Origin of the sequence: Bradyrhizobium sp. SZCCHNRI3052, assembly GCF_032484895.1 — a bacterium.
In the GTDB taxonomy this organism is placed as follows: Bacteria; Pseudomonadota; Alphaproteobacteria; order Rhizobiales; family Xanthobacteraceae; genus Bradyrhizobium.
The window spans coordinates 254543-274673 of the sequence record NZ_JAUETW010000001.1 but is presented as its reverse complement, the minus strand read 5'-3'; the positions used below and the strand labels follow the sequence as shown (position 1 = coordinate 274673).

Sequence of the window (20131 nt, the reverse complement as noted above, 5' to 3'; positions counted from 1 at the left end):
TCTAGATCAGGAGAAGGATCTTGAGGGCGAAATACAGCCACATCGCCAGCAACACCAGCGCCGAGGCGGTCCAGGCGAGGCCGCGCTGGCGGCTGTCCTTGGCGCCGCTGACGAGGCCGGCATTGACGAAGCGGGTCACCACGAACACCCAGGACAGCAGCACGATGACCAGATCGGCATGCCGCAGCGGCAGCGCAATCGCGATCAGCGCGTAGAACAGCGTCGGCAGGCCGAATTCGTCGGCGACGTCAGCGGTTTGTGCCCGTGTCCTGTTCCAGAACAGCAGCGCGAAGGTGAGCCCGACCTGCACGAAGACGGGCAGCAGCACCATGGTCAGCGACATGGAAATCCCCCTTGGAAAGTCGAAGGCCCGGCATGATGCCGGGCCCTCGTGGATGAACCGGTTCCCTCAGGACTCCCGATAAGCGCCCGTGGTTCCCGCTTTTTTCCAGACAGGCTTAAGAATTACATCAGGTGTGCTCAGGCCTTGTCGGGTCCGACCCGCACCAGCTGCTTGCCGAAATTGGCGCCCTTGAGCAGGCCCATGAACGCGGACGGCGCGTTCTCCAGGCCCTCGGTGACGTACTCCTTGTACTTGACCTTGCCGTCGCGGACCCAGGCCGACATGTCCTTGAGGAAGTCGCCATGGCGGGAGGCGAAATCGCTGACGATGAAGCCGCGGATGGTCAGCCGCTTGGTCAGCACGTTGCGCATCAGGGCGCCGGCCCATTTCGGGGCGACCGACTGGGTGTCGTTGTAATGCGCGATCAGGCCGCAGACCGGCATGCGGGCGAAGGCGTTGAACAGCGGAAACACCGCCTCGAACACCGGGCCGCCGACATTCTCGAAATAGACGTCGATGCCCTTGGGACAGGCCTCTTTCAGCTTCGCGGCGAGATCGGGATCGCGGTGATCGATGCAGTCGTCGAAGCCGAACTCCTTCTTCACATAGTCGCATTTGTCCTTGCCGCCGGCGATGCCGATGGCACGGGCGCCCTTGATCCTGGCGATCTGCCCGACCGCCGAGCCGACCGCGCCGGAGGCCGCGGCGACCACCACGGTCTCGCCGGCCTTTGGCTGGCCGATGTCGAGCAGGCCGGTGTAGGCGGTCATGCCGGGCATGCCGAGCACGCCCACCGCGGTCGAGATCGGCGCCAGCTTCGGATCGACCTTGGCGAGGCCCTTGCCGTCGGAGATCGCGTGCGTCTGCCAGCCGGCGCGCGCCAGCACGATGTCGCCGGCCTTGAAGCCGGGATTGTTCGAGGCCACCACCTCGCACACGGTGCCCGCCTCCATCACGCCGCCGACCGGCACCGGCTGGGCATAGGACGGCCCATCGCTCATGCGCCCGCGCATATACGGATCGAGCGACAGCCAGATCGTGCGCAGCAGCACCTCGCCAGCACCGGGCGTCGGGACGGCGTAGTCCTCGAGACGGAAATCAGTGGGCTTGGGCTCGCCGACGGGACGGGCGGCAAGAACGATGCGCTTGGCTTGGGACATGGTGTTTCCTCCTGATGTTATTATGCTTGCTGAGGGAGCGGTGCCCTCTCCTCCGTCATTCCGGGGCGCGCGTTAGCGCGAACCCGGAATCCAGAGGTGAGGTGCGCAGGTGATGATGCAAGACAATATCGGGATTCCGGGTTCAGCACGCCGCGCGTTGCGCGTCGCGCTGCCCCGGAATGACGTGGGTATGGCTTACGCCCCGCCCGGATAGTTCGGGCTTTCGCGCGTGATCGTCACGTCGTGGACGTGGCTCTCGCGCAGTCCGGCGCCGGTGATGCGGACGAACTCGGCCTTGGAGTGAAATTCGCCGAGATCCTTGGCGCCGACATAGCCCATGGCGGCACGGAGGCCGCCGGCGAGCTGGTGCATGACGTTGCCGACCGGGCCCTTGTACGGCACCTGGCCCTCGATGCCCTCCGGCACGAGCTTCAAGGTGTCCTTGATGTCCTGCTGGAAGTAGCGGTCGGCCGAGCCGCGCGCCATCGCGCCGACCGAGCCCATGCCGCGATAGGCCTTGTAGGAGCGGCCCTGCCACAGGAACACCTCGCCGGGGGTCTCGTCGGTGCCGGCGAGCAGCGAGCCGACCATGGCGACATCGGCGCCAGCGGCGAGCGCCTTGGCGAGGTCGCCGGAGAACTTGATGCCGCCGTCGGCGATGACCGGTACGTCGGCCTTCTTGGCGGCCTCGACCGCATCCATGATCGCGGTGAGCTGCGGCACGCCGACGCCGGCGACGATGCGCGTGGTGCAGATCGAGCCCGGGCCGATGCCGACCTTGACCGCGTCTGCGCCGGCATCGATCAGCGCCTGCGCGCCGTCGCGGGTAGCGATGTTGCCGGCGATCACCTGCACCGCGTTGGAGATGCGCTTGATGCGGTTGACCGCCTCGAGCACGCGCGAGGAATGGCCGTGCGCGGTGTCGACCACGACGAGGTCGACACCGGCCTCGATCAGCTTCTCGGTGCGCTCGAAGCCGCCCTCGCCCACGGTGGTCGCGGCGGCGACGCGCAGCCGGCCCTGGCCGTCCTTGCAGGCCAAGGGATGCGCGACCGCCTTCTCCATGTCCTTCACGGTGATCAGGCCGACGCAGCGATACTGGTCGTCGACGACGAGCAGCTTCTCGATGCGGTGCTTGTGCAGGATCTTCTTGGCCTCGTCCTGGCCGACGCCCTCGCGCACGGTGACGAGGTTCTCATGCGTCATCAGCTCGGAGATCTTCTGCCGCGGATCGGTGGCGAAGCGCACGTCGCGATTGGTGAGGATGCCGACCAGCTTGCCGGGGATGCCCTTGCCGCCGCCGGTGACCACCGGGATGCCGGAGAAGCCGTAATCCTTCATCAGCGCCAGCGCGTCGGCGAGCGTGGCGTCGGGCGCAATGGTCAGCGGATTGACCACCATGCCCGACTCGAACTTCTTGACCTGGCGCACCTGGGCGGCTTGGCCCTCGGGATCGAAATTGCGGTGGATGACGCCGATACCGCCGGCCTGCGCCATGGCGATCGCCATGCGCGCCTCGGTGACGGTATCCATGGCGGAGGCCATGATCGGAATGTTGAGCGGGATCTCGCGCGTCACGCGCGAGCGGATGTCGACCTCGGAGGGCAGCACATCGGACAGGCCCGGCTTCAAGAGCACGTCGTCGAAGGTGAAGGCTTCGCGAAGTGTCTGGACGGTCGCCATCGTCAACTCCTTGTCTGCGGCCAAAACGGCCGCGATGCGGGTACGGATGAGCGACGCCGCCGTCGAGACCATGCCTCGCCGTCGAATCGGTGCCCATCGGTGGGGTTGACGCGGGTCGATAGCATGGGCCTGTGACGAATCAAAGGGCCGATCCGCTGTCCTCCCGCGATTGCGAAGAACGGCCCAGACCGGCCCTGATCGGGTCCGAAACGCGCAACAAAAGGTCGCGAAGACCCCGATTCCGGAGCAGAAGTTCCGCGCCTCTAGCGCCATGCGCCCGGCGGTGGCCCGTAGCGGCGGATGGCCTCGACCACCTCGCGGTGCCGCCGGTCCTCCCGCCGCATGTGCACGGCGATCAGCGCGTGCGCCGAGGGCACCAGCAGCAGCACGTGGAAGAACAGGCCGAGGACCAGGCACACCAGACACAGCAGCAGGTTGAAGATCGCCGCGAACGGCTGCCCGTTGAGCAGCAGACCCAGCGGCGGCACCAAAGCGGCGAGCAGGTAGATCATCGGCACATCTCCAACAAAACGGGACGCGGCAGCGTCACGCTGCATCTAGGGGGCCATGCCAGCAGCGCAATGGCCTCGTTCGTCGCAGGGTGTTAAAGCCCCGGCGCCCGCCCTCGTCCTCCCGCTGCCGACCTCCGATGAACAAGCAACGCGTCATTCCGCTGATCGTCGCCACCGCCCTGTTCATGGAGAACATGGACTCCACGGTCATCGCGACCTCGCTGCCGGCGATCGCCAGGGACATCGGCACCAGCCCGCTGACGCTCAAGCTCGCCATCACCTCCTATCTGCTGTCGCTGGCGGTGTTCATCCCGGCGAGCGGCTGGACCGCCGATCGCTTCGGCGCGCGGCGCGTGTTCTCGAGCGCGGTCGCCGTGTTCATGATCGGCTCGATCGGCTGCGCGCTCGCCAACTCCGTCGAGAACTTCGTGTTCGCGCGCATCCTGCAGGGCATGGGCGGGGCGATGATGACGCCGGTCGGGCGTCTCGTTCTCTTGCGTTCCGTCGACAAGAGCGCCCTGGTCGGCGCGATGGCCTGGGTCACCATCCCCGCGCTGATCGGTCCGGTGATCGGACCGCCGGTCGGCGGCTTCATCACCACCTATTTCTCCTGGCACTGGATCTTCCTGATCAACATCCCGATCGGCATCGTCGGCATCATCATGGCGCTGCGCTTCATCGATCCGATCAAGAGCGACAATCCCGAGCCGTTCGATCTCTATGGCATGGTGCTGGCCGGCATCGGCCTCGCCGGCCTCGCCTTCGGCCTCTCGGTCGCCGGTCTCAACCTGCTGCCGTGGCCGGTGGTCGCGAGTCTCGTTGCGATCGGCGCGATCTCGATGACGCTCTACGTCCGCCACTCCTGGCGCACCAACTCTCCTGTGCTCGATTTCTCGTTGCTGCGGCTGCCGACCTTGCGTGCCTCGATCGTCGGCGGCTTCATGTTTCGCCTGGGCATCGGCGCCCTGCCCTTCCTGCTGCCGCTGCTGATGCAGCTCGGCTTCGGGCTGTCGCCGTTCCAGTCCGGCCTCGTCACCTTCGGCTCCTCCGCCGGCGCAATGGGCATGAAGGCGCTGGCCGCGCGCCTCATCCGCGCCTTCGGCTTCCGCCATCTGATGACCGTCAATGCCGTCGTCAGTTCGGTCTTCCTCGCCGCCTGCGCGCTGTTCACGCCGGCGACCCCGCTGCTGCTGATCCTGATCATTCTCGTGGTCGGCGGCTTCTTCCGCTCGCTGCAGTTCACCGCGATCAACACCGTCGCCTATGCCGAGGTCGAGACTGCCCAGATGAGCCGCGCCACGACGCTCACCAGCGTCAACCAGCAGCTCGCGATCTCCGCCGGCGTCGCGGTCGGTGCGTTCTCGGTGGAGACCACGATGTGGATGCACGGCGCGAGCCAGCTCACCGCGGCGTCCTTCGCGCCCGCCTTCATCGTCGTCGCGATCACGTCGGCGCTGTCGTCGATCCTGTTCTGGCAGATGCCGGACGACGCCGGCAGCGAGATCTCAGGCCGCAAGGTGGCCGCGATCGCGAGCCGCAAGGGCGCCGAGAAGGGCGCGGAGAAGGCCGCCAGGAAATCGGCGAGCGAGACCACGCATGATGCGCGGGATCAAAAGCTCGGCTGATCGTCCCGCTTCCGGCTCAAGGCCGCCTCGCCCCGGACTTCCAGTAGTCGGCCAGGCGATCGGCCCACATCCGCGCGTGCAACTCGGTGCCGGCATGGCTCATGTGGCAGCCATCGTGGCGCAGCTTGAGCCCGATCTGGTCGGTATCCGGGCCAGGATAAACGCCGAGTGCCGGGTTCGGCACGGCGGCCTGGGCTGAACGGATGATCTCGTCGGGAACACTGCCGCAGAGCGTCGCCGTGGCGACGAAGATCGGCGCCGTCAGGTCGGCCGCCCGCAGGCCGGCAACGATCTCAAGATAATTGCGCAAGTAGGACAGTCGTCCCGCTTCCTTCATTTTCGCAGTGACGTGCAGGGACGCGCCGTCCTCCGCGCCATTGGTGGAGAACGCGAAGGCGTTGTACTCGCCCTGATGCCAGAGCACCGCGCTCGGTTCGAGATTGGCCTCGCGCAGGCCGGCGACGGTTGCGAGCAGCACCTCGAAATACTTGCCGCCGCGGGCGCGCCACTCCTCGAGATAAGTCCCGCCGATCGCAACGGGTGCGATCACGACCGTCTTCGCCAGCCCGCGATCGATCAATTCGTCGCCCAACCGGGTGGCGACGTTCTCGCCCTCGCCCGGCGTTCCCAGCAATGGATTGCGCGCCACGTAGCAGCGGCCGTCGAAGCGGTCGAAATTGTAGAACCGGTTGTGAGGTTGATAGAGCCGGCCACTCTGATCGGGCGCGCCGGTGTTGGAGATGTTCGACTGGCCCGCGGTCAGAAGCACCACCAGCCCCTCGCGCGGAATCGCGTCGCAGGCGATCGGCGTGGCCCTGGCACGCACAGCCTCGTTGTCCGGCAGGAGGCAGCGCGAGGCGTTGCCGCCCGCGATGAAATCCGCGTCAGAACCGTACAGTGCACGGGCTAGGTTGCGTCCCTGCAGCAGGCTCTGCACCTCCGGGTCGCCGCTCGCGCCATCGATACGACGGTCGATGTCGGCAAAGGCGGCGCGCCGCGTGCGCACCTGCTCCAGCAGTGCCAGGAACCCAGGGGCGGTCGAGATGGGTCCGACGGCGCAGGGAACGCAATTGCCGTCGCGCGATTTGGCCGAGGTGGTCGGCTGGCAGACGTCGCGGGCCGGCAGCACCTCCGCAGCTCCTGCCGTCGCGGTCAACGAGACGGCCAACCACGCTGCGACAAGCGTGGCCACGATTGCGCGTCGCGTCATGCTCGGATCACTTCTTTCGTCGCCTCGGTTGACGGCCGCCTCAGGCGCCGGGCATCTGACTCCCGGCCTCGAACATGCCTGAGGAGACCGGATTTCCATTATAGTCCGACTTCATGAAAGAGAGCCGAATCGATCCGCAGCCGCTCGCGGCGATGGCGATGAACTGTTGGCCGTCCGCGCTTCTCCTGGCAGCGACGGCGCTTGCCGTCCCGGCACTCGGCGGCATCGTCAGACCAGCCTTCATCCTCGGCTGCGCGGTGGCCGGCTGGTTCGCGTGGCGTCGCAGCCCCGCGGCCCACGTGCAGTCGGCGATCCTGATGTTCGCCTTTGCTCCTTTCGTGCGCCGCCTGGTCGACATCTCCGCAGGGTTCGATTCGTCCGGCGTCATGCTGAGCGGCCCGCTGCTGTTCATCATCGCGCCAGTTCCGAGTCTGGTGCTTTCGCCCTCGGACAAGGACAGGCCGGGCAATCCCTGGCTCGTGGCGCCCTTCATCGTCCTCGCCTGCATCGTCTATGGCGGCGCGCTGTCGATCTTCCAGAATGACTGGTTCAACGCCGCCAATGGCGGAATGAAATGGGCCGCGCCCGTACTCTATGCGATCGCCCTGCAGCAGCGGGCGCGATCCGACGGCGCCCTGCTCGATGCAATCACGCGCGTATTCCTGCTGGTGCTGCCCGTCACCGGCCTTTACGGCATCTGGCAATATGTCGATCCGCAAGGCTGGGATCGGTTCTGGATGGTGAATGCCAGCATCACCTCGGCCGGCTATCCGCTGCCCTACATGGTGCGCGTGTTCAGCACGATGAACGGCCCGGCCAGCTACGCGACCTTCACGGCCACCGGCCTGCTGCTGGTGGGCTTCCTGCGCCCGGGATGGCTGGCAATGGCGGCGATGGCGCCCGCGGCGCTCGGCTTGTTGCTGTCGCTCTACCGCACCAGCTGGATCACGCTCGCGGTGGGCGTGCTGTTCTGCATGTTGTTCCCCGCGACGCGGCGTCGGGCCGTATCGATCACGGTCGGATTGGTCGGCGCGGTGATCGTCACCGTCATGTTCACGCCGTTCGCGGAGGTCATCACCTCCCGTCTGGAATCGCTCGGCAGCGCGTCGCAGGACAGCAGCGGCAGCGAGCGGCTGGATGAGTTCGTCACGCTGTGGAATGCGCCGAACAGCATGGTCCTGGGATCGGGCTTCACCATCACCGACGTCGGCGTCGCCGGCGCGATGCCGATCGACGGGCAGATCATCGCAAGCTGGGTGACGATGGGCATTCCGGTCGGACTGATCTGCCTCGCGGCCTATGTCTGGGTTGGGCTCGCCGCCACCGGCGCCGCGTGGCGGATACCGACGCGCGAGGGCGCCGTGCTCGGGGCGCTCGCCATCAGTGCGCTCTTGATTCAGCTGCCGCTGACCAGCATCTCCTCCGGCGAGGTCTCGGCGCTGTTCTGGATGCTCGTCGCGATGGCCTGTCCGCTCGACCAGATGGCCGACGGAGCACGGCGCACCGTCGCCGCTCGGCAGCATCAGGCCGGCGCCTGATCGGACGTTGCAGCGCGCGGCGTGATCGCCGCAGTCTGGAGCTTGCGGGAGGCCGGCGGTGCGAGCCCGAAGACGGCCAGCAGATTGAGCCGCCGCAGGATGGCATGCGCGATCAGAGGAAGCACCACGCCGGCCGCCGTTCCGGCCAGCAGATAGACCCATGGCGATGGCGGGATGTGCAGCTTCAGCATGATGATCCGCATGCCCGAGCCGGCAAGGATGTGCAGCACATAGATCGTCATCGACGCGACGCCTGCGGCCGCAAGCCAGCGATGGCTCGTTGGCGCGAGCAGCTTGCAGAGCCCGACCGTGCCGGCGATCCCGAGCACACAGGCCGGCAGGGAGGCGAGCCCGTTGGCGTCCATGCCGGACAGCTGGCCGCCCACCGCCACTGCGGCCGCAAACGCGATCCCGATCACGGCCAACGCGGACCAGCCGGACGGCCGCCATTCCGCCACAACGCTGACACCGTAGACACCCGCGACGTAGAACGGCAGATGATGCAGCGTGAGCGCGAGGTCCGGCCGGATCGGCAGCGCGAGGAACACGCCGAGCCCGGCCAGCGCGAGCGTGGTCAAAACCGTCCGCGACGGGACCAGCACCGCGATCACGTGGCAGATCATCAGCGCGTAGAGGAACCAGAATTGCGCGATTGGACGATACCAGATCGCGGTGAGATCGCCGGGATGTATCGGGATGTTGGCATCCCGCGCCAGCAGCATCGTGATCCCGCCCTGGATCAGCGACCACAGCACATAGGGATAGGCGATGGTCCAGAGCTTGGAGGTGAGGAAAGGACGCGCGCCGCGCCGCAAGCTGTGCTGCACGTTCAAGCCGGCCAGGAAGAAGAACAGCGGCATGTGGAACGTATAGAGCGTGTAGTCCATCCAGCGCGCGACGGCTCCATCCGGGAAGATGCCGGGGCGCACCAGACCGCCAAGCACATGACCGTACACCACCAGGATGACACCGAGGCCGCGCGCGAAATCGATCCACGCCGTGCGCGCGGTGTCAGCCGTTGCCCTCTGCGTTCCAGCATCCATGCCCGACTTGTCCTGCCTCTGTCGCGCAGCCCGCGTCCGGTCCGCGATGCTGCGAAGTCAGCGCCCCAAGTCATATCGCAGCCGGCTTTGCAGCGCCGTCGGCGCCTGCCAGGACATCGGAGGTATTCTCGCGTTAGTCTTAACCAACCGATAAGCCTCTGCCGGATGGCACGAGCTGGAGGCAAAGGCGCTGCCGTGATGCTTCTCCGAGGCGAGCTCGAGGTAACGCCGTGCCACCGTCTCGCGTCCAAGTGCGCGGTTCGACGGCGGGCCCGCTGCCGCCTGCGGCGGCCTCTCTGCCTACCCGACAGCACGATCGGCAACGTCACCGCCCGACGAAACCGCGTCGCGCCAGCCCTGCCAGCGCACCGCGCACGCGGGCGCGATCGGTGATGACGCCGCGGGATGAGCTGAACAGGCGGACCACCAATTGCCGCCGTTGCGCTTCGTCGGGCTGCAGGCGCAGATGCGTGGTCGTCCTGGAGACGGCCTCGACCGACGCCTCGAGCCATCCGAGGCCGTCGAGATGCAGCGGCAATCGGGTGCCCGGCCGGGTCATGCGATGATGCGGTGGACCGGCCACGCGGGCCGACGACAGCGACAGCGCCTCGATCTTGCACGGCACGACCTCGCCGCTCTGCGCCAGCCAGCCCGCCTCGTCGCTCGGAAACAGGTCCTCGCCGCGCGGCAGCTCGAAGCAGACGAGAAACGCGATGAAGGCGATCAGCATCGCGATGCCGGCCCATAACAGATTGAAGTAGTCGATCGACGAGATCTCGCTGGCTGCATTCGGCGACACGAACGCCCAGACGATGGCCGCCGCCGAGCTCGCGGCGATCCCGCCGAAGATCGCGGCGAGCTTGCCGTGGACGCGCGGCTTGGAGCGGTCGCCGCCCTTGTCGGTCACCTTGAAGGGGCGGCCAAACGGCCGGACCAGCGCGCTGAACAAGGTGACCGTGACGGCAAAGCAGGTCACTGCATGGGTCGCTTCCATGAACAGCGGCAGGGTCTTGGAACGCGAGATCCAGCCCATGTAGATGATCGTCCCGAGCAGCGCCGGCACGCCGTAGCGCAGGAACGACAGATAGTCGGCCTCGAACGCCGGCAGCCCGGCGAACCAGTAGATCGGCGGCGCGATCAGAAGCAGCACCATGAACGGCTTGCAGGCCCAGTTGAGCACGCCATGCAGGAAGTGCCAGCGCTGGGTGAAGCTGTAGCCGCGGCTGCGCAGCGGACCATCGCGCAAGAGCGCGACCTGAATCGTGCCGAGGCACCAGCGGGCGCGCTGGGTGATGTATTCGGGCACGCCTTCCGCCGAGAGGCCGAAGCTGAGCGGTTCGTTCAGCCAGACCGTGCGATGGCCGCGCTTGAGCAGCGTGTAGGTGAGGTTGAGATCCTCGGAGATCGCCGCGTGCGGGAAGCCGCCGATCTCCATGAGCCGCTCGCGGCGGACGACGAAGGAGGTGCCGACACAGAACGCGCAGCCCCAGGCGTCCTTCGCCGGCTGGAACACGTCGAAGAAGAAGCGCTGGTCGTCGACCCAGTGGCTTGACGCCAGCAGATTGTGCTGGATCGGATCGGGGTTGTAGTAGAATTGCGGCGTCTGCACGACGGCGATATCGGGCTCGGACAGCAGCAGGCCGACCGTCCGCTGGAGGAAGTCACGGCGCGGGGCGAAGTCGGCATCGAGCACCAGGATCACCGGCGCGTTCGATAGCTGCGCCGTCGCCGCAAGCGCGTTGTTGAGATTGCCGGCCTTGGCGCCCTTGTTGTCGGGCCGCGTCAGATGGCGCGCGCCGACCTCGTCGCAGAAGGCGCGGAGCCGATCGCGCCTGGTATCGTCGAGCACCCAGACGGTCTTGTTGGGATAGTCGAGCGCGAGCGCGGCGAGGATCGAGCGCTCGACAATCTCCATAGGCTCGTCATAGGTGCAGATGAACACGTCCACGACCGGCTGCTCGCCCCGTGCGGCCAGCGCAGCTTGCGCGGCGTCGGCCTGTCCCGAGCGATCGACGCTGCGGGTCAAGATCAGAATCGACATCAGCGTGTAGGAGATCGCCACGATCTCGAGCGTGATGAACAGCCGCGGCCACAGCGCCTGCAGGGTCAGGTCGAACACCGGCAGCGTGTCGTGCCAGCGCCACAGCGTGTAGATCAGGAGGAACGACGCTGCGGTAGCGCCGAACAGCAGGCGGTCGCGCCGGCGCGTCGGATCGAGCAGACGCGCCATCACGAGGAGCCCGAGCAGGACTCCGAGATCGGTGGTCAACACCGAGGCGTCATTGCTGGGGAGCGGAAACATCAGGGGACCCTTGCGCCGGTGAAAGGATTCCAGCCGGTCTCGGCGAGCACGGCCCAGGCGGTAGCACCGAGATGCGGGCGCTTGTAGTAGAAGAAGTCCTGGATGGTGGTCGCGCCCGTCGGGTCGATCGACAGACCCGTGGTGAGGCGCGCGTTGCGCGTCGCGTTCAGCAGTCCCGTTGCCGTGCGGTCGGCACGCAACCCTGCAAGCAGCTCCTCGCTGGCAGCGGCATCTCCGACCATGCGATAGGCCAGCGCCGCCTGCGCGGTGCCCTCGACCCAGACGCCGTCGCGATCGCTGTTGAAATCGAAGCCTCCGTCGACGGCAAGATGAGTTTCGGCAAAGCGCAGCGCGCTGCGCCAGTCGGGCGCATCCGTCACCGCCATCCACGGCCAGAGCTGCACGTCGAGCGCGAGCAGATTGTCGTCGGCGAGGCGGCCGTCGGGCTTGGTGCCGAGCAGGAAGCGATCGCCGCGGAACGTGCGATCGAGCAGGCGGCGCGCCGTCTGCGCGGCATCCTGATAGCGCGGCTCCAATGTGATACGATGGAGCCAGGAGGCCACGGCGTAGACATCGGCATTATGCTCGGTCGACATCCAGCTGAGGCGCACCTGCTGCGGATCGTAACCGTGATAACCGCCGCTGAAGCCGTCCGCTCCGTTCGTTGCGCTGGCAATGATCCAGTCCATCAGGCGCCGCGCGCTGGACAAGTAGCCCTCCTCGCCGGTCGCCTGATGCAGCGTCAGCAGCGCCAGCGCTGCCCAGGCGACGTTGCCGGTCGCGGTGCCGTCCTGCGCGGCATCCTCGCCCCAGATCTTCTTCTGGTCGTCCCACCAGCCAGGCAGCAGCGCCGCCCCGGGGCCGACAGGACCGGCGCGATAGGCATTGCGAAGGCGCCCATCGCCGAAGGTGCGATCATGAGCGGCGGCATGCATCAGCGCGTTGCCGATCACGCGGCCCTCGTCGGTGCGACCGCATGCGACCAGCGCGATCGCTGCCAGAGCGTTGTCATAGGTGAACGCCGTCGTCGAAAGGCCGAGCGGCAGCCCCTCCTCGTCGGCACCCGGCTCGTAGCTGCGAATGAACGCCGCGTCACGGCCGGCGAGGCCAGGCTCGACGGCCTGCACCAGTCCCGCACAGAGCGGAGTCTCGGCCCGCATCGGCGATGCGCCGCCGAGCAGAGCGATCACCGCCATCATCATGGAGAGAAGCCTCATTGTGCCGAGACCGCGCGCGCCGTCGGAAGCCACTGCTCGTCCAATACCGGCTGCTGCGCCGGGTGCGACCGCAAGGCGGAGTCGAGCTTGGTGACACCGGCACGGCGCGTCGCTTCGTCCGGCTCAGACGGGTCCAGGTCGGTCAGCGACGCAACGAGGTGGCCGAGCCGGCGCCATGTCACCGACATCGACGGCACGATGCCATTGTCGCGCGTCACGGTGACCCACTGCCCCACCGTGCAGGCCGGTGTCGCCGCGGAGGTCGGCTGCGCCGCCGGTTTTTCGTCGGCAGCATCAGGTGTAATCATGACATAGAGCTCGCGCCGCTCGGTCTGCGGAAATGGCACGGCAAAGCGCTCGTCGACCTTGTCGCTGGTCTTCGGCAGCACGGCGCTGACGATGCCGCTATGAAAGCCGCCGCCATCGATGCGCACCTTGGTGCCCGGCTTCATCGCTTCGCCCTGGCGATAGGAGAAGATCGCGACCACAAAACGCTTGTCGCAATCGACCACCGAGGCGATCGTATCGCCGGCGCTGACGTGGCGTCCGGTGTCGGCGCCCACCGCCAGCACCTTGCCGGGACCGGGCGAGAGCACGTCCGCGGCAGCGAGCCGCGCCAGCCGCGCGCGCTCCGACTTGATCAGGCCCTCGAGATCATCGAGCACGGCCGCCTGCTGTTTCTCCTCGATCTCCATCCGCCTTGCATCGAGATCGATGTCACGGCGCTTCTGACTGAGCATGTTCAGCGCGACCAGATCCTCGCCGACATAGACGCCGGCGTCGAGCGCCTTCAGCTGTGTCAGCTTCTGGTTCAGCTTGGCAGTCTGCGCATCGGTGTCGTGCAGCGCCGCCGCATATTGCTGCTCGGTCGGCTTCAGCATCTCGACGCTGGCGGCATCGCGCGCGACCATGCGGTTCTGGCGGTCGACGATGGCCTTCTTCTCGCTGCTCTGCGCGTTCGACTGCGCGACGCGGGCACGCAGCTCCTCGATCTGGGACTGCAACTGCGCCTTCAACTGACCGGCTTGGCTCGCGATCTCCCGATCGAGCGAGCTGACATAAGCGACGTCGGACTGATGCTTGGCGCGGGTGGCGTCGAGCTTCTGACGCGCGTCGCCCGCCTTTTCTTCCAGCGAGATGAGCGTGGCGCGGTCCAGCCGCGGATTGGTGATCTCTGCGAGGCGGTCGCCGGACCGAACCTCGCCACCCGGCTTGGCCGTGAGCGAATCGACCTGGCCCGCGATCGGGGACGTCAGCAGCATCACCGGCGCATCGACCACGGCGCGATCGGACTGGTCGGCCACGATCGGCGGCACCACCGCGGTCAGCATCAGCGCCGAGAGGATGCCGGCCACGCCGAGCGCCGACACCCTGAGGATCACGGGATGGCGCTGTGGCTGGGTTGCGGTCTTCGGAGCGGCGGGACGTTGCGCGGGGGCTGGCTTGAAACCGTCATCGAAGCGATCGGTCATCAGGTCTCTTTCGGTTTGGGGTGACACGCCCCGAAAGACGCTTCCTCGGCTGATCCGGAGTTCCAGGCTCCGGTCTCGATGGCTCAACCCAAACCAGATCGCGGGCACATCGTTTCAAGCTGCGCCCGATCTCCGCGCTCACCTCCGGTCACGTTATGTTGCAGTGCGATGGCGCGGTTTCCGCTTGCGGCCGCGCTCAATCCTCATTCGCCTTGAAGCGTCCGAGTCCCTTCAAGATGAACGGCGCGATCAGAGCAATCAGCGCGACGACCAGAAGCGTTGCAGAGATCGGCGACTGCAGCAGGGTCATGGGGTCCCCAAGGCTGATCGCGAGCGCCCGCCGCAACTGGCTCTCGGCGATCGGCCCGAGGATGAGCCCGACCACGACGGGCGCAATCGGGAAATCGAACCGGCGCATCAGGAAGCCGAGCACGCCGAAGCCGGCCAGCATCGACAGTTCCACGACCGACGGTTTTGCCGCGATCGTGCCCATGGTCGCGAACACGAGGATGCCAGCGTAGAGCCATGGTGTCGGGATCGCGAGCAGCTTCACCCACAGGCCGACCAGCGGCAGGTTGAGGACGAGCAGCATCGTGTTGGCGATGAACAGGCTCGCGATCAGGCCCCAGACCAGGTCGGGCCGCTCGGCGAACAACAGCGGGCCCGGGTTGAGACCATACTGCTGGAAGCCGGCGAGCATCATCGCGGCGGTCGCCGACGTCGGCAGGCCGAGCGTCAGCAGCGGCACCAAGGTGCCCGCGGCGGAGGCGTTGTTGGCGGCCTCAGGGCCGGCGACGCCTTCGATCGCGCCTTTGCCGAATTGGTCAGGATATTTGGTCAGGCGCCGCTCGGCAGAATAGGACAGGAACGTCGGGATCTCCGCCCCGCCCGCCGGCAGCGCGCCGATTGGAAAGCCGAACATGGTGCCGCGCAGCCACGGCTTCCACGACCGCTTCCAGTCCTCGCGCGTCATCCACAGCGAGCCCTTGATGGCCTCGATCTTCTCCTCGGTATGATGCCGGCGCGAGGCGACGTAGAGCGCCTCGCCGACCGCGAACAGGCCGACCGCCAAGGTCGTCACCTCGACACCATCGAGCAGCTCGGGCACGCCGAAGGCGAGCCGCGCCTGCCCGGTGAGCTTGTCGATGCCGATGAGGCCGAGCGTGAGACCAATGAACAGGCTGGTGAGGCCGCGGATCGGTGAATCGCCGAAGGTCGCGGACACCGTGACGAAGGCGACGCACATCAGCGCGAAGTAGTCCTCCGGCCCGAAGCGCACGGCGATGTCGACGAGGTAAGGCGACAGGAAGGCGAGACCGATCGTGGCGATGGTGCCTGCGACGAAGGAGCCGATCGCCGCGGTCGCCAGCGCCGGGCCGCCGCGGCCGGCCTTGGCCATCTTGTTGCCCTCGAGCGCGGTCGCCATCGAGGCGCTCTCGCCAGGCGTGTTGATCAGGATCGCGGTGGTCGATCCGCCATACATGCCGCCATAATAGATGCCAGCGAACATGATCAGCGAACCGCCGGGATCGAGCTTGTAGGTGACCGGCAGCAGCAGGGCGACCGTGAGCGCCGGCCCGATGCCCGGCAGCACCCCGACGGCGGTGCCGAGGAACACGCCGACCAGCGCATAGAGCAGGTTCATGGGCTGGACGGCGATCGCCATCCCATGCGCGAGTGCGGCAAAGGTGTCCATCAGAGCAGTCTTTCGAGCGGACCGGCGGGAAGGCTCAAGGTCAGGAGGCGGTCGAAGGCGAGATAGATCGTGGTCGTCAGCACCGCGCCGATGACGAAATCGGTGACAAAGGCGCGCCGGCCGAACGCCGCCGACGTCGTCACGAACAGCGCCGTCGTCGCCAGGATGAAGCCGCCGCCGAAGCCGATGATGGCGATCAGCAGCGCAAGTCCGACAAGAATGAGCAGCACCGCGACCGGATCGGAGCTCTCGCGCGGCGGCAGGTTGCCTCTGACGGCATCGATCAGATTGGCCAGTGCAAGAATGCCGAGCCCGATCGCGATCACGACCGGCATGACCTGCGGGCCCATGCCGTACATCGTGGTCGCCGGGATCTGATTGGCGTCGTAGACCAGCACGAGCGCGACGGCCGCCAGGAGCGCCGCAATGACGATGCCGGCCTTGTCGACGCCTCCCGAGGCGGGTGTCTCGGTGCCGGCGCGCTCCGTCGTCATGACTTGACGAGGCCGACCGACTTCAGCACGTCGGTGACGCGCACGTTCTCCTTCTTCAGGAACTCGGCGAAGGCGTCCCCCGGAAGATAGGCGTCATCCCAGCCCTTCTGTTTCAGGATCTCCTTCCAGGAATCCGACTTCACCATCTTCTCGACGGCCTCGCTGAGCGTCTTTTTCTGCTCCGGCGTAATGCCGGGCGCAGCGACGACCGAGCGCCAGTTGGCGAGCACGAGATCGATGCCCTGCTCCTTGAAGGTCGGGATGTCGACGCCGGGAATGCGCTTCTCCGAGGATATGCCGATCGCGCGCAGCTTGCCGCTCTTGATCTGCCCGTCATACTCGGACAGGCCGGAAATGCCGGCGGTGACCTTGCCGCCGAGGATCGCCGCCAGCGACTCGCCGCCGCCTGAGAACGGGATGTAGTTGACCTTCTTGGCGTCGGCCCCGACGGCGCCGGCGAACAGCGCGGCCATGACGTGATCGACACCGCCGGCCGAGCCGCCGGCGAAGGTGACCTTGGCGATGTCGGCCTTCAGCGCCGCGGCGAGATCCTGCGCGGTCTTGATCGGCGATGCGGCCGGCACGACGATGACCTGGATCTCCTCGGTCAGCCGCGCGATCGGCGTCACCTGCTCCAGCGTCACCGGCGACTTGTTCATGGCGAGCGCGCCGACCATCACGAAGCCGTTGACCATCAGCTGGTTGCCGTCGCCCTTGGCGCCGGTGACGAACTGCGCGATGCCGACGGTGCCGCCGGCGCCGGCGACGTTGGTCACCTGGACGCTGCGTGCCACACCCGACGCCACGAAGGCCTGCTGCATTGCCCGCGCGGTCTGGTCCCAGCCGCCGCCGGGCGCGGCCGGCGCCATGACCTTCAACTCGAGTTGCTGGGCGAAGGCTGGAGTACCGGCAAGCACAGTCAAAGCGACGACCGCGCCGAACAGGCGCGTACAGAACGAATTCAAAGCGGTCCTCCACGGTCGGCCGAACGAACGGCTCGCGTTTCTTTTGCCTCTGAGGAACGGCATTTCAGCGGGAAATGCGGCCGCTGTCCAGACGGGATTGCTCGCGCCGTCGCCCGCGTTGCAGCAGCAGCCTTGGGAGAACGAGACGGTTGTGGGAGGAGCGGCCTAACCGCAAGTCCAGACCATCCCCACCGGCGTCCGCGTCCAGCACGGGCCGAAGCTGCCGCCATTGTAATGGCCGCGATAGAAGCCGGGCTGGCCGAAATAATGCCACTCGCCGTTGTAGAGCATGTATTTCGGCGTACCGTCGATATACCAATGGCGGCGGCTGCCGCGCGGCCCGTTGCGCATGGCCTCCTTGTCGGCATAGAGCGGCAGGCTGTTGTTGGGCGGCTGCTTGTAGCCGGGCAGGAAGCCATAGCCCTGCCAACGGTGCGCCTTGCGCTTGTGCGACGGCGCCGCGGACGCGATCGCGGGCACCAGCAGCAGAAGCATCACGATCGCGACGATGAAACGATGCGGCATCACGGCAGCCCGATGGATACGAGGGTCTCGAATCTTCAGTTCGATTGCGGCACGGCAACGGCCGTTCCGTCATGAAATGTTTCAGCGATGCCGCCGATGCGCGCGGCGCGGCGGAGGCGACGGCGGGGCGTAGAAGGGATTGAGGTCGCACATCGCCGCACGGCCCGACGCCGTCGCGCGACATTGCGGCAGCGACGTATAGCTGCAGTCGATCCACTCGCCACCGCCAAACCGGCCGCCTTCATAGACCTTCATGCACACGGGATAGCGCGGATCGTAGGCTTGGGCGTGAGCAGAGCCCGATAGGACGGACCCGACCGCCAAACCCAGCGCGAGGGCGCTCCAGTTGAGGACACGCATGCAGGACCTCCGGAATCGACGTCTCGCCGGCCCAGGCCGATTCCCGAGACGGTGATTGCCCCTGCTCTGTATCGCCAGGGCGTCAAGGCCGCAATGACGCCATTACAACAGGTCGGCCTGCTCTCCGCCGCGGAACCCCATCGCCAGCACGTAGCGCTCCGACGAATCCTGCCGGCTCGCCGCCGGCTTGACGTGACGGACGCTGGCGTAATCGCGCTTGAGCTGCGCCATCAAGTCGGCATCGGCGCCGCTCTGGAACGTCTTGGCGAGAAAGCTGCCGCCCGGCTTGAGCACCTCGCTGGCGAAATGCGCGGCGAGTTCGACGAGACCGACAATGCGCAACTGGTCGGTCTTGCGGTGGCCGGTGGTGTTGGCCGCCATGTCCGACATCACCACATCGGCACGCCCGCCGAGCATCGCGCGGAGCTTTTCGGGCGCATCCTGGGCATGAAAGTCGAGCTGGGTGAAGGTGACGCCGGGGATCTCGCCCATCTCCAGCAGATCGATCGCGATCACCCTGCCCTTCCCGGCTTCGGCCCCGACCCGGCGCGCCGCGATCTGGCTCCAGCCGCCGGGCGCGGCGCCGAGATCGAGCACCGTCATGCCGGGCTTGAGCAGATGATGCTTGTCGTCGATCTCGAGCAGCTTGTAGGCCGCGCGCGAGCGATAGCCGTCGCGCTTGGCTTGCGCGACATAGGGATCGTTGAGCTGGCGCTCCAGCCAGAGTTTCGAGGACAGCTTGCGCTTGCCTCCGGTCTTGACCTGCACATGCATGCGGCCGGTGGTGTCTTTTGCCATGTGTTTCTCGGTCGTCGTGACCAGACGCGGGAGGCGAAAATCCGTCCACGCTCGAGGTCTGGCGGAACTACAAAGGTCACCCTCCCCCTCCAGGGGAGGGTGAAGTCGCTACGCCGTGCGCAGCGCGCCGTCTTCGCGCATCATCTCGACCAGCATGCCCTCGCGCAGGCCGCGATCGGCGACGCGCAGGCGCGGCAGCGGAAAGGACCGGCGGATGGCGTCGAGAATGGCGCAGCCCGCCAGAACGAGATCGGCGCGGTCGATGCTGATGCAATTGTTCTCGGCGCGCTCCTGGTAGCTCATCGCCAGCAGCCTGCCGATCGTCGTCGTGATGTCGGCGTCGTTGATCCAGATGCCATCGACCCGGCGCCGATCGTAGCGCGCGAGGTTGAGATGGATGCCCGCCAGCGTCGTCACGGTGCCGGAGGTTCCAAGCAGATGCATGCCGGCGAGATCGCCGCCGTTCTCGGCCGCGAACGGGCCAACATGCTCGGCCACGGCCTCGACCATGGCGGCATAGATCTCCGGCGTCACGTCACGGCCGCCGAACCGTTCGGCCAGCGTCACGACCCCGAGCGGGATCGACATCCATGCCTTGATCCGCGGCTCGGCGTTGCGGTCGCCCGCATCGCGCTCGATCCGGACCAACTCGCTGGAGCCGCCGCCGATGTCGAACAGGATCGCCCCTCGCCCGCCGGGATCGAGCAGCGGCGCGCAGCCCTTGACGGCCAACGCCGCCTCGGTCTCGCGGTCGATCACCTCGAGCTCGATGCCGGTCTCCGCCGCAACCCGGCTGCGGAACCCCTCGGCATTGGCCGCAGCGCGGCAGGCCTCGGTCGCGATCAGCCGCAGGCGCCTGGCCTTCTTCGACTGGATCTTGTCCCGGCAGATGCTGAGCGCCGCGATGGCCCGATCCATCGCCGCGTCGCTGATGCAGCCGGTGGTCGAGATGCCCTCGCCCAGCCGGACAATGCGCGAGAAGGAGTCGACCACGCGGAAACTGTCGCCCGAAGGACAGGCGATCAGGAGCCGGCAATTGTTGGTTCCGAGGTCCAGGGCCGCGTAGACGCTGCTGCCATTGCTGGCGCAGGAAGGCGTCGCGACGTCCAGACCCGGACGCAAGCCGGGCTCCAAGTTCCCGCGCGGCGCGGGACTCTCCCGCAGCCGCGTGTCATTGATCATTCAAAT

18 protein-coding genes are annotated in these 20131 nt (G+C 67.0%); 2 read left to right on the top strand and 16 right to left on the bottom strand.

Features of this window, described 5'->3' with window-relative positions; all coding sequences use genetic code 11:
- Position 1: 1 nt before the first annotated feature.
- The 4 genes from QW887_RS01260 to QW887_RS01245 all read right to left on the bottom strand — a co-directional run bounded on the left by QW887_RS01260 (position 2) and on the right by QW887_RS01245 (position 3698).
- Positions 2-343 carry an MAPEG family protein gene (locus tag QW887_RS01260; protein WP_315827416.1) on the bottom strand — a complete coding sequence of 114 codons (342 nt, stop codon included), beginning with the start codon at positions 341-343 and terminating at the stop codon, positions 2-4.
- A gap of 137 nt (positions 344-480) precedes the next feature.
- On the bottom strand, positions 481-1503 hold the full coding sequence (locus QW887_RS01255) for an NADP-dependent oxidoreductase (protein ID WP_316194069.1): 1023 nt from the start codon (positions 1501-1503) through the stop codon (positions 481-483).
- Positions 1504-1698: 195 nt separating this feature from the next.
- A complete protein-coding gene (guaB, locus tag QW887_RS01250; protein ID WP_315827414.1) occupies positions 1699-3186 on the bottom strand; it encodes an IMP dehydrogenase in 1488 nt (495 codons plus the stop codon).
- 263 nt (positions 3187-3449) lie between these two features.
- Positions 3450-3698, bottom strand: coding sequence for a hypothetical protein (locus tag QW887_RS01245; RefSeq protein WP_315749790.1), 249 nt, complete (start codon positions 3696-3698; stop codon positions 3450-3452).
- Positions 3699-3835: 137 nt separating this feature from the next.
- On the opposite strand from QW887_RS01245, the gene QW887_RS01240 reads away from it, so the two are divergent.
- Complete coding sequence (locus QW887_RS01240; protein ID WP_315749788.1) at positions 3836-5323, top strand: MDR family MFS transporter; 1488 nt, start codon at positions 3836-3838, stop codon at positions 5321-5323.
- A 16-nt stretch (positions 5324-5339) separates the two neighbouring features.
- Here QW887_RS01240 and QW887_RS01235 read toward each other — a convergent pair whose 3' ends face one another.
- Entirely contained in the window at positions 5340-6533 is a 1194-nt protein-coding gene (locus tag QW887_RS01235; RefSeq protein ID WP_316173925.1) for a sialate O-acetylesterase, read from the bottom strand.
- Between the two features lie 113 nt (positions 6534-6646).
- Between QW887_RS01235 and QW887_RS01230 the strand changes: the two genes are divergently transcribed.
- Entirely contained in the window at positions 6647-8071 is a 1425-nt protein-coding gene (locus QW887_RS01230; protein ID WP_316173926.1) for an O-antigen ligase family protein, read from the top strand.
- On the opposite strand, the gene QW887_RS01225 is transcribed toward QW887_RS01230, so the two are convergent.
- The 11 genes from QW887_RS01225 to QW887_RS01175 form a co-directional block, all read right to left on the bottom strand.
- On the bottom strand, positions 8056-9114 hold the full coding sequence (locus QW887_RS01225) for an acyltransferase (RefSeq protein WP_316173928.1): 1059 nt from the start codon (positions 9112-9114) through the stop codon (positions 8056-8058). The two genes, QW887_RS01230 and QW887_RS01225, sit on opposite strands and share 16 nt — an antisense overlap.
- A gap of 325 nt (positions 9115-9439) precedes the next feature.
- Entirely contained in the window at positions 9440-11416 is a 1977-nt protein-coding gene (locus tag QW887_RS01220; protein ID WP_316185947.1) for a cellulose synthase catalytic subunit, read from the bottom strand.
- Positions 11416-12618 (bottom strand): hypothetical protein, encoded by a 1203-nt coding sequence (locus tag QW887_RS01215; RefSeq protein ID WP_410052231.1) that lies wholly within the window; start codon positions 12616-12618, stop codon positions 11416-11418. The genes QW887_RS01220 and QW887_RS01215 overlap by 1 nt, the downstream gene beginning before the upstream one ends.
- A gap of 11 nt (positions 12619-12629) precedes the next feature.
- Positions 12630-14105 carry an HlyD family secretion protein gene (locus QW887_RS01210; RefSeq protein ID WP_315749781.1) on the bottom strand — a complete coding sequence of 492 codons (1476 nt, stop codon included), beginning with the start codon at positions 14103-14105 and terminating at the stop codon, positions 12630-12632.
- Positions 14106-14301: 196 nt separating this feature from the next.
- Positions 14302-15801 carry a tripartite tricarboxylate transporter permease gene (locus QW887_RS01205; RefSeq protein ID WP_315714419.1) on the bottom strand — a complete coding sequence of 500 codons (1500 nt, stop codon included), beginning with the start codon at positions 15799-15801 and terminating at the stop codon, positions 14302-14304.
- Positions 15801-16295: a tripartite tricarboxylate transporter TctB family protein gene (locus QW887_RS01200; RefSeq protein WP_315714420.1), complete on the bottom strand. Its 495-nt coding sequence runs from the start codon at positions 16293-16295 to the stop codon at positions 15801-15803. Before QW887_RS01200 ends, QW887_RS01205 begins: the two co-directional genes overlap by 1 nt.
- A complete protein-coding gene (locus QW887_RS01195) occupies positions 16292-17260 on the bottom strand; it encodes a Bug family tripartite tricarboxylate transporter substrate binding protein (RefSeq protein WP_315714421.1) in 969 nt (322 codons plus the stop codon). The genes QW887_RS01200 and QW887_RS01195 overlap by 4 nt, the downstream gene beginning before the upstream one ends.
- 165 nt (positions 17261-17425) lie before the next feature.
- Positions 17426-17785, bottom strand: a complete 360-nt coding sequence (locus QW887_RS01190; protein ID WP_315714422.1) for a hypothetical protein — start codon at positions 17783-17785, stop codon at positions 17426-17428.
- Between the two features lie 81 nt (positions 17786-17866).
- On the bottom strand, positions 17867-18145 hold the full coding sequence (locus QW887_RS01185) for a DUF3551 domain-containing protein (RefSeq protein ID WP_315714423.1): 279 nt from the start codon (positions 18143-18145) through the stop codon (positions 17867-17869).
- Positions 18146-18247: 102 nt separating this feature from the next.
- On the bottom strand, positions 18248-18943 hold the full coding sequence (locus QW887_RS01180) for an RlmE family RNA methyltransferase (RefSeq protein WP_315714424.1): 696 nt from the start codon (positions 18941-18943) through the stop codon (positions 18248-18250).
- A gap of 108 nt (positions 18944-19051) precedes the next feature.
- Positions 19052-20125 carry a Ppx/GppA phosphatase family protein gene (locus tag QW887_RS01175; protein WP_315714425.1) on the bottom strand — a complete coding sequence of 358 codons (1074 nt, stop codon included), beginning with the start codon at positions 20123-20125 and terminating at the stop codon, positions 19052-19054.
- Positions 20126-20131: the final 6 nt, after the last annotated feature.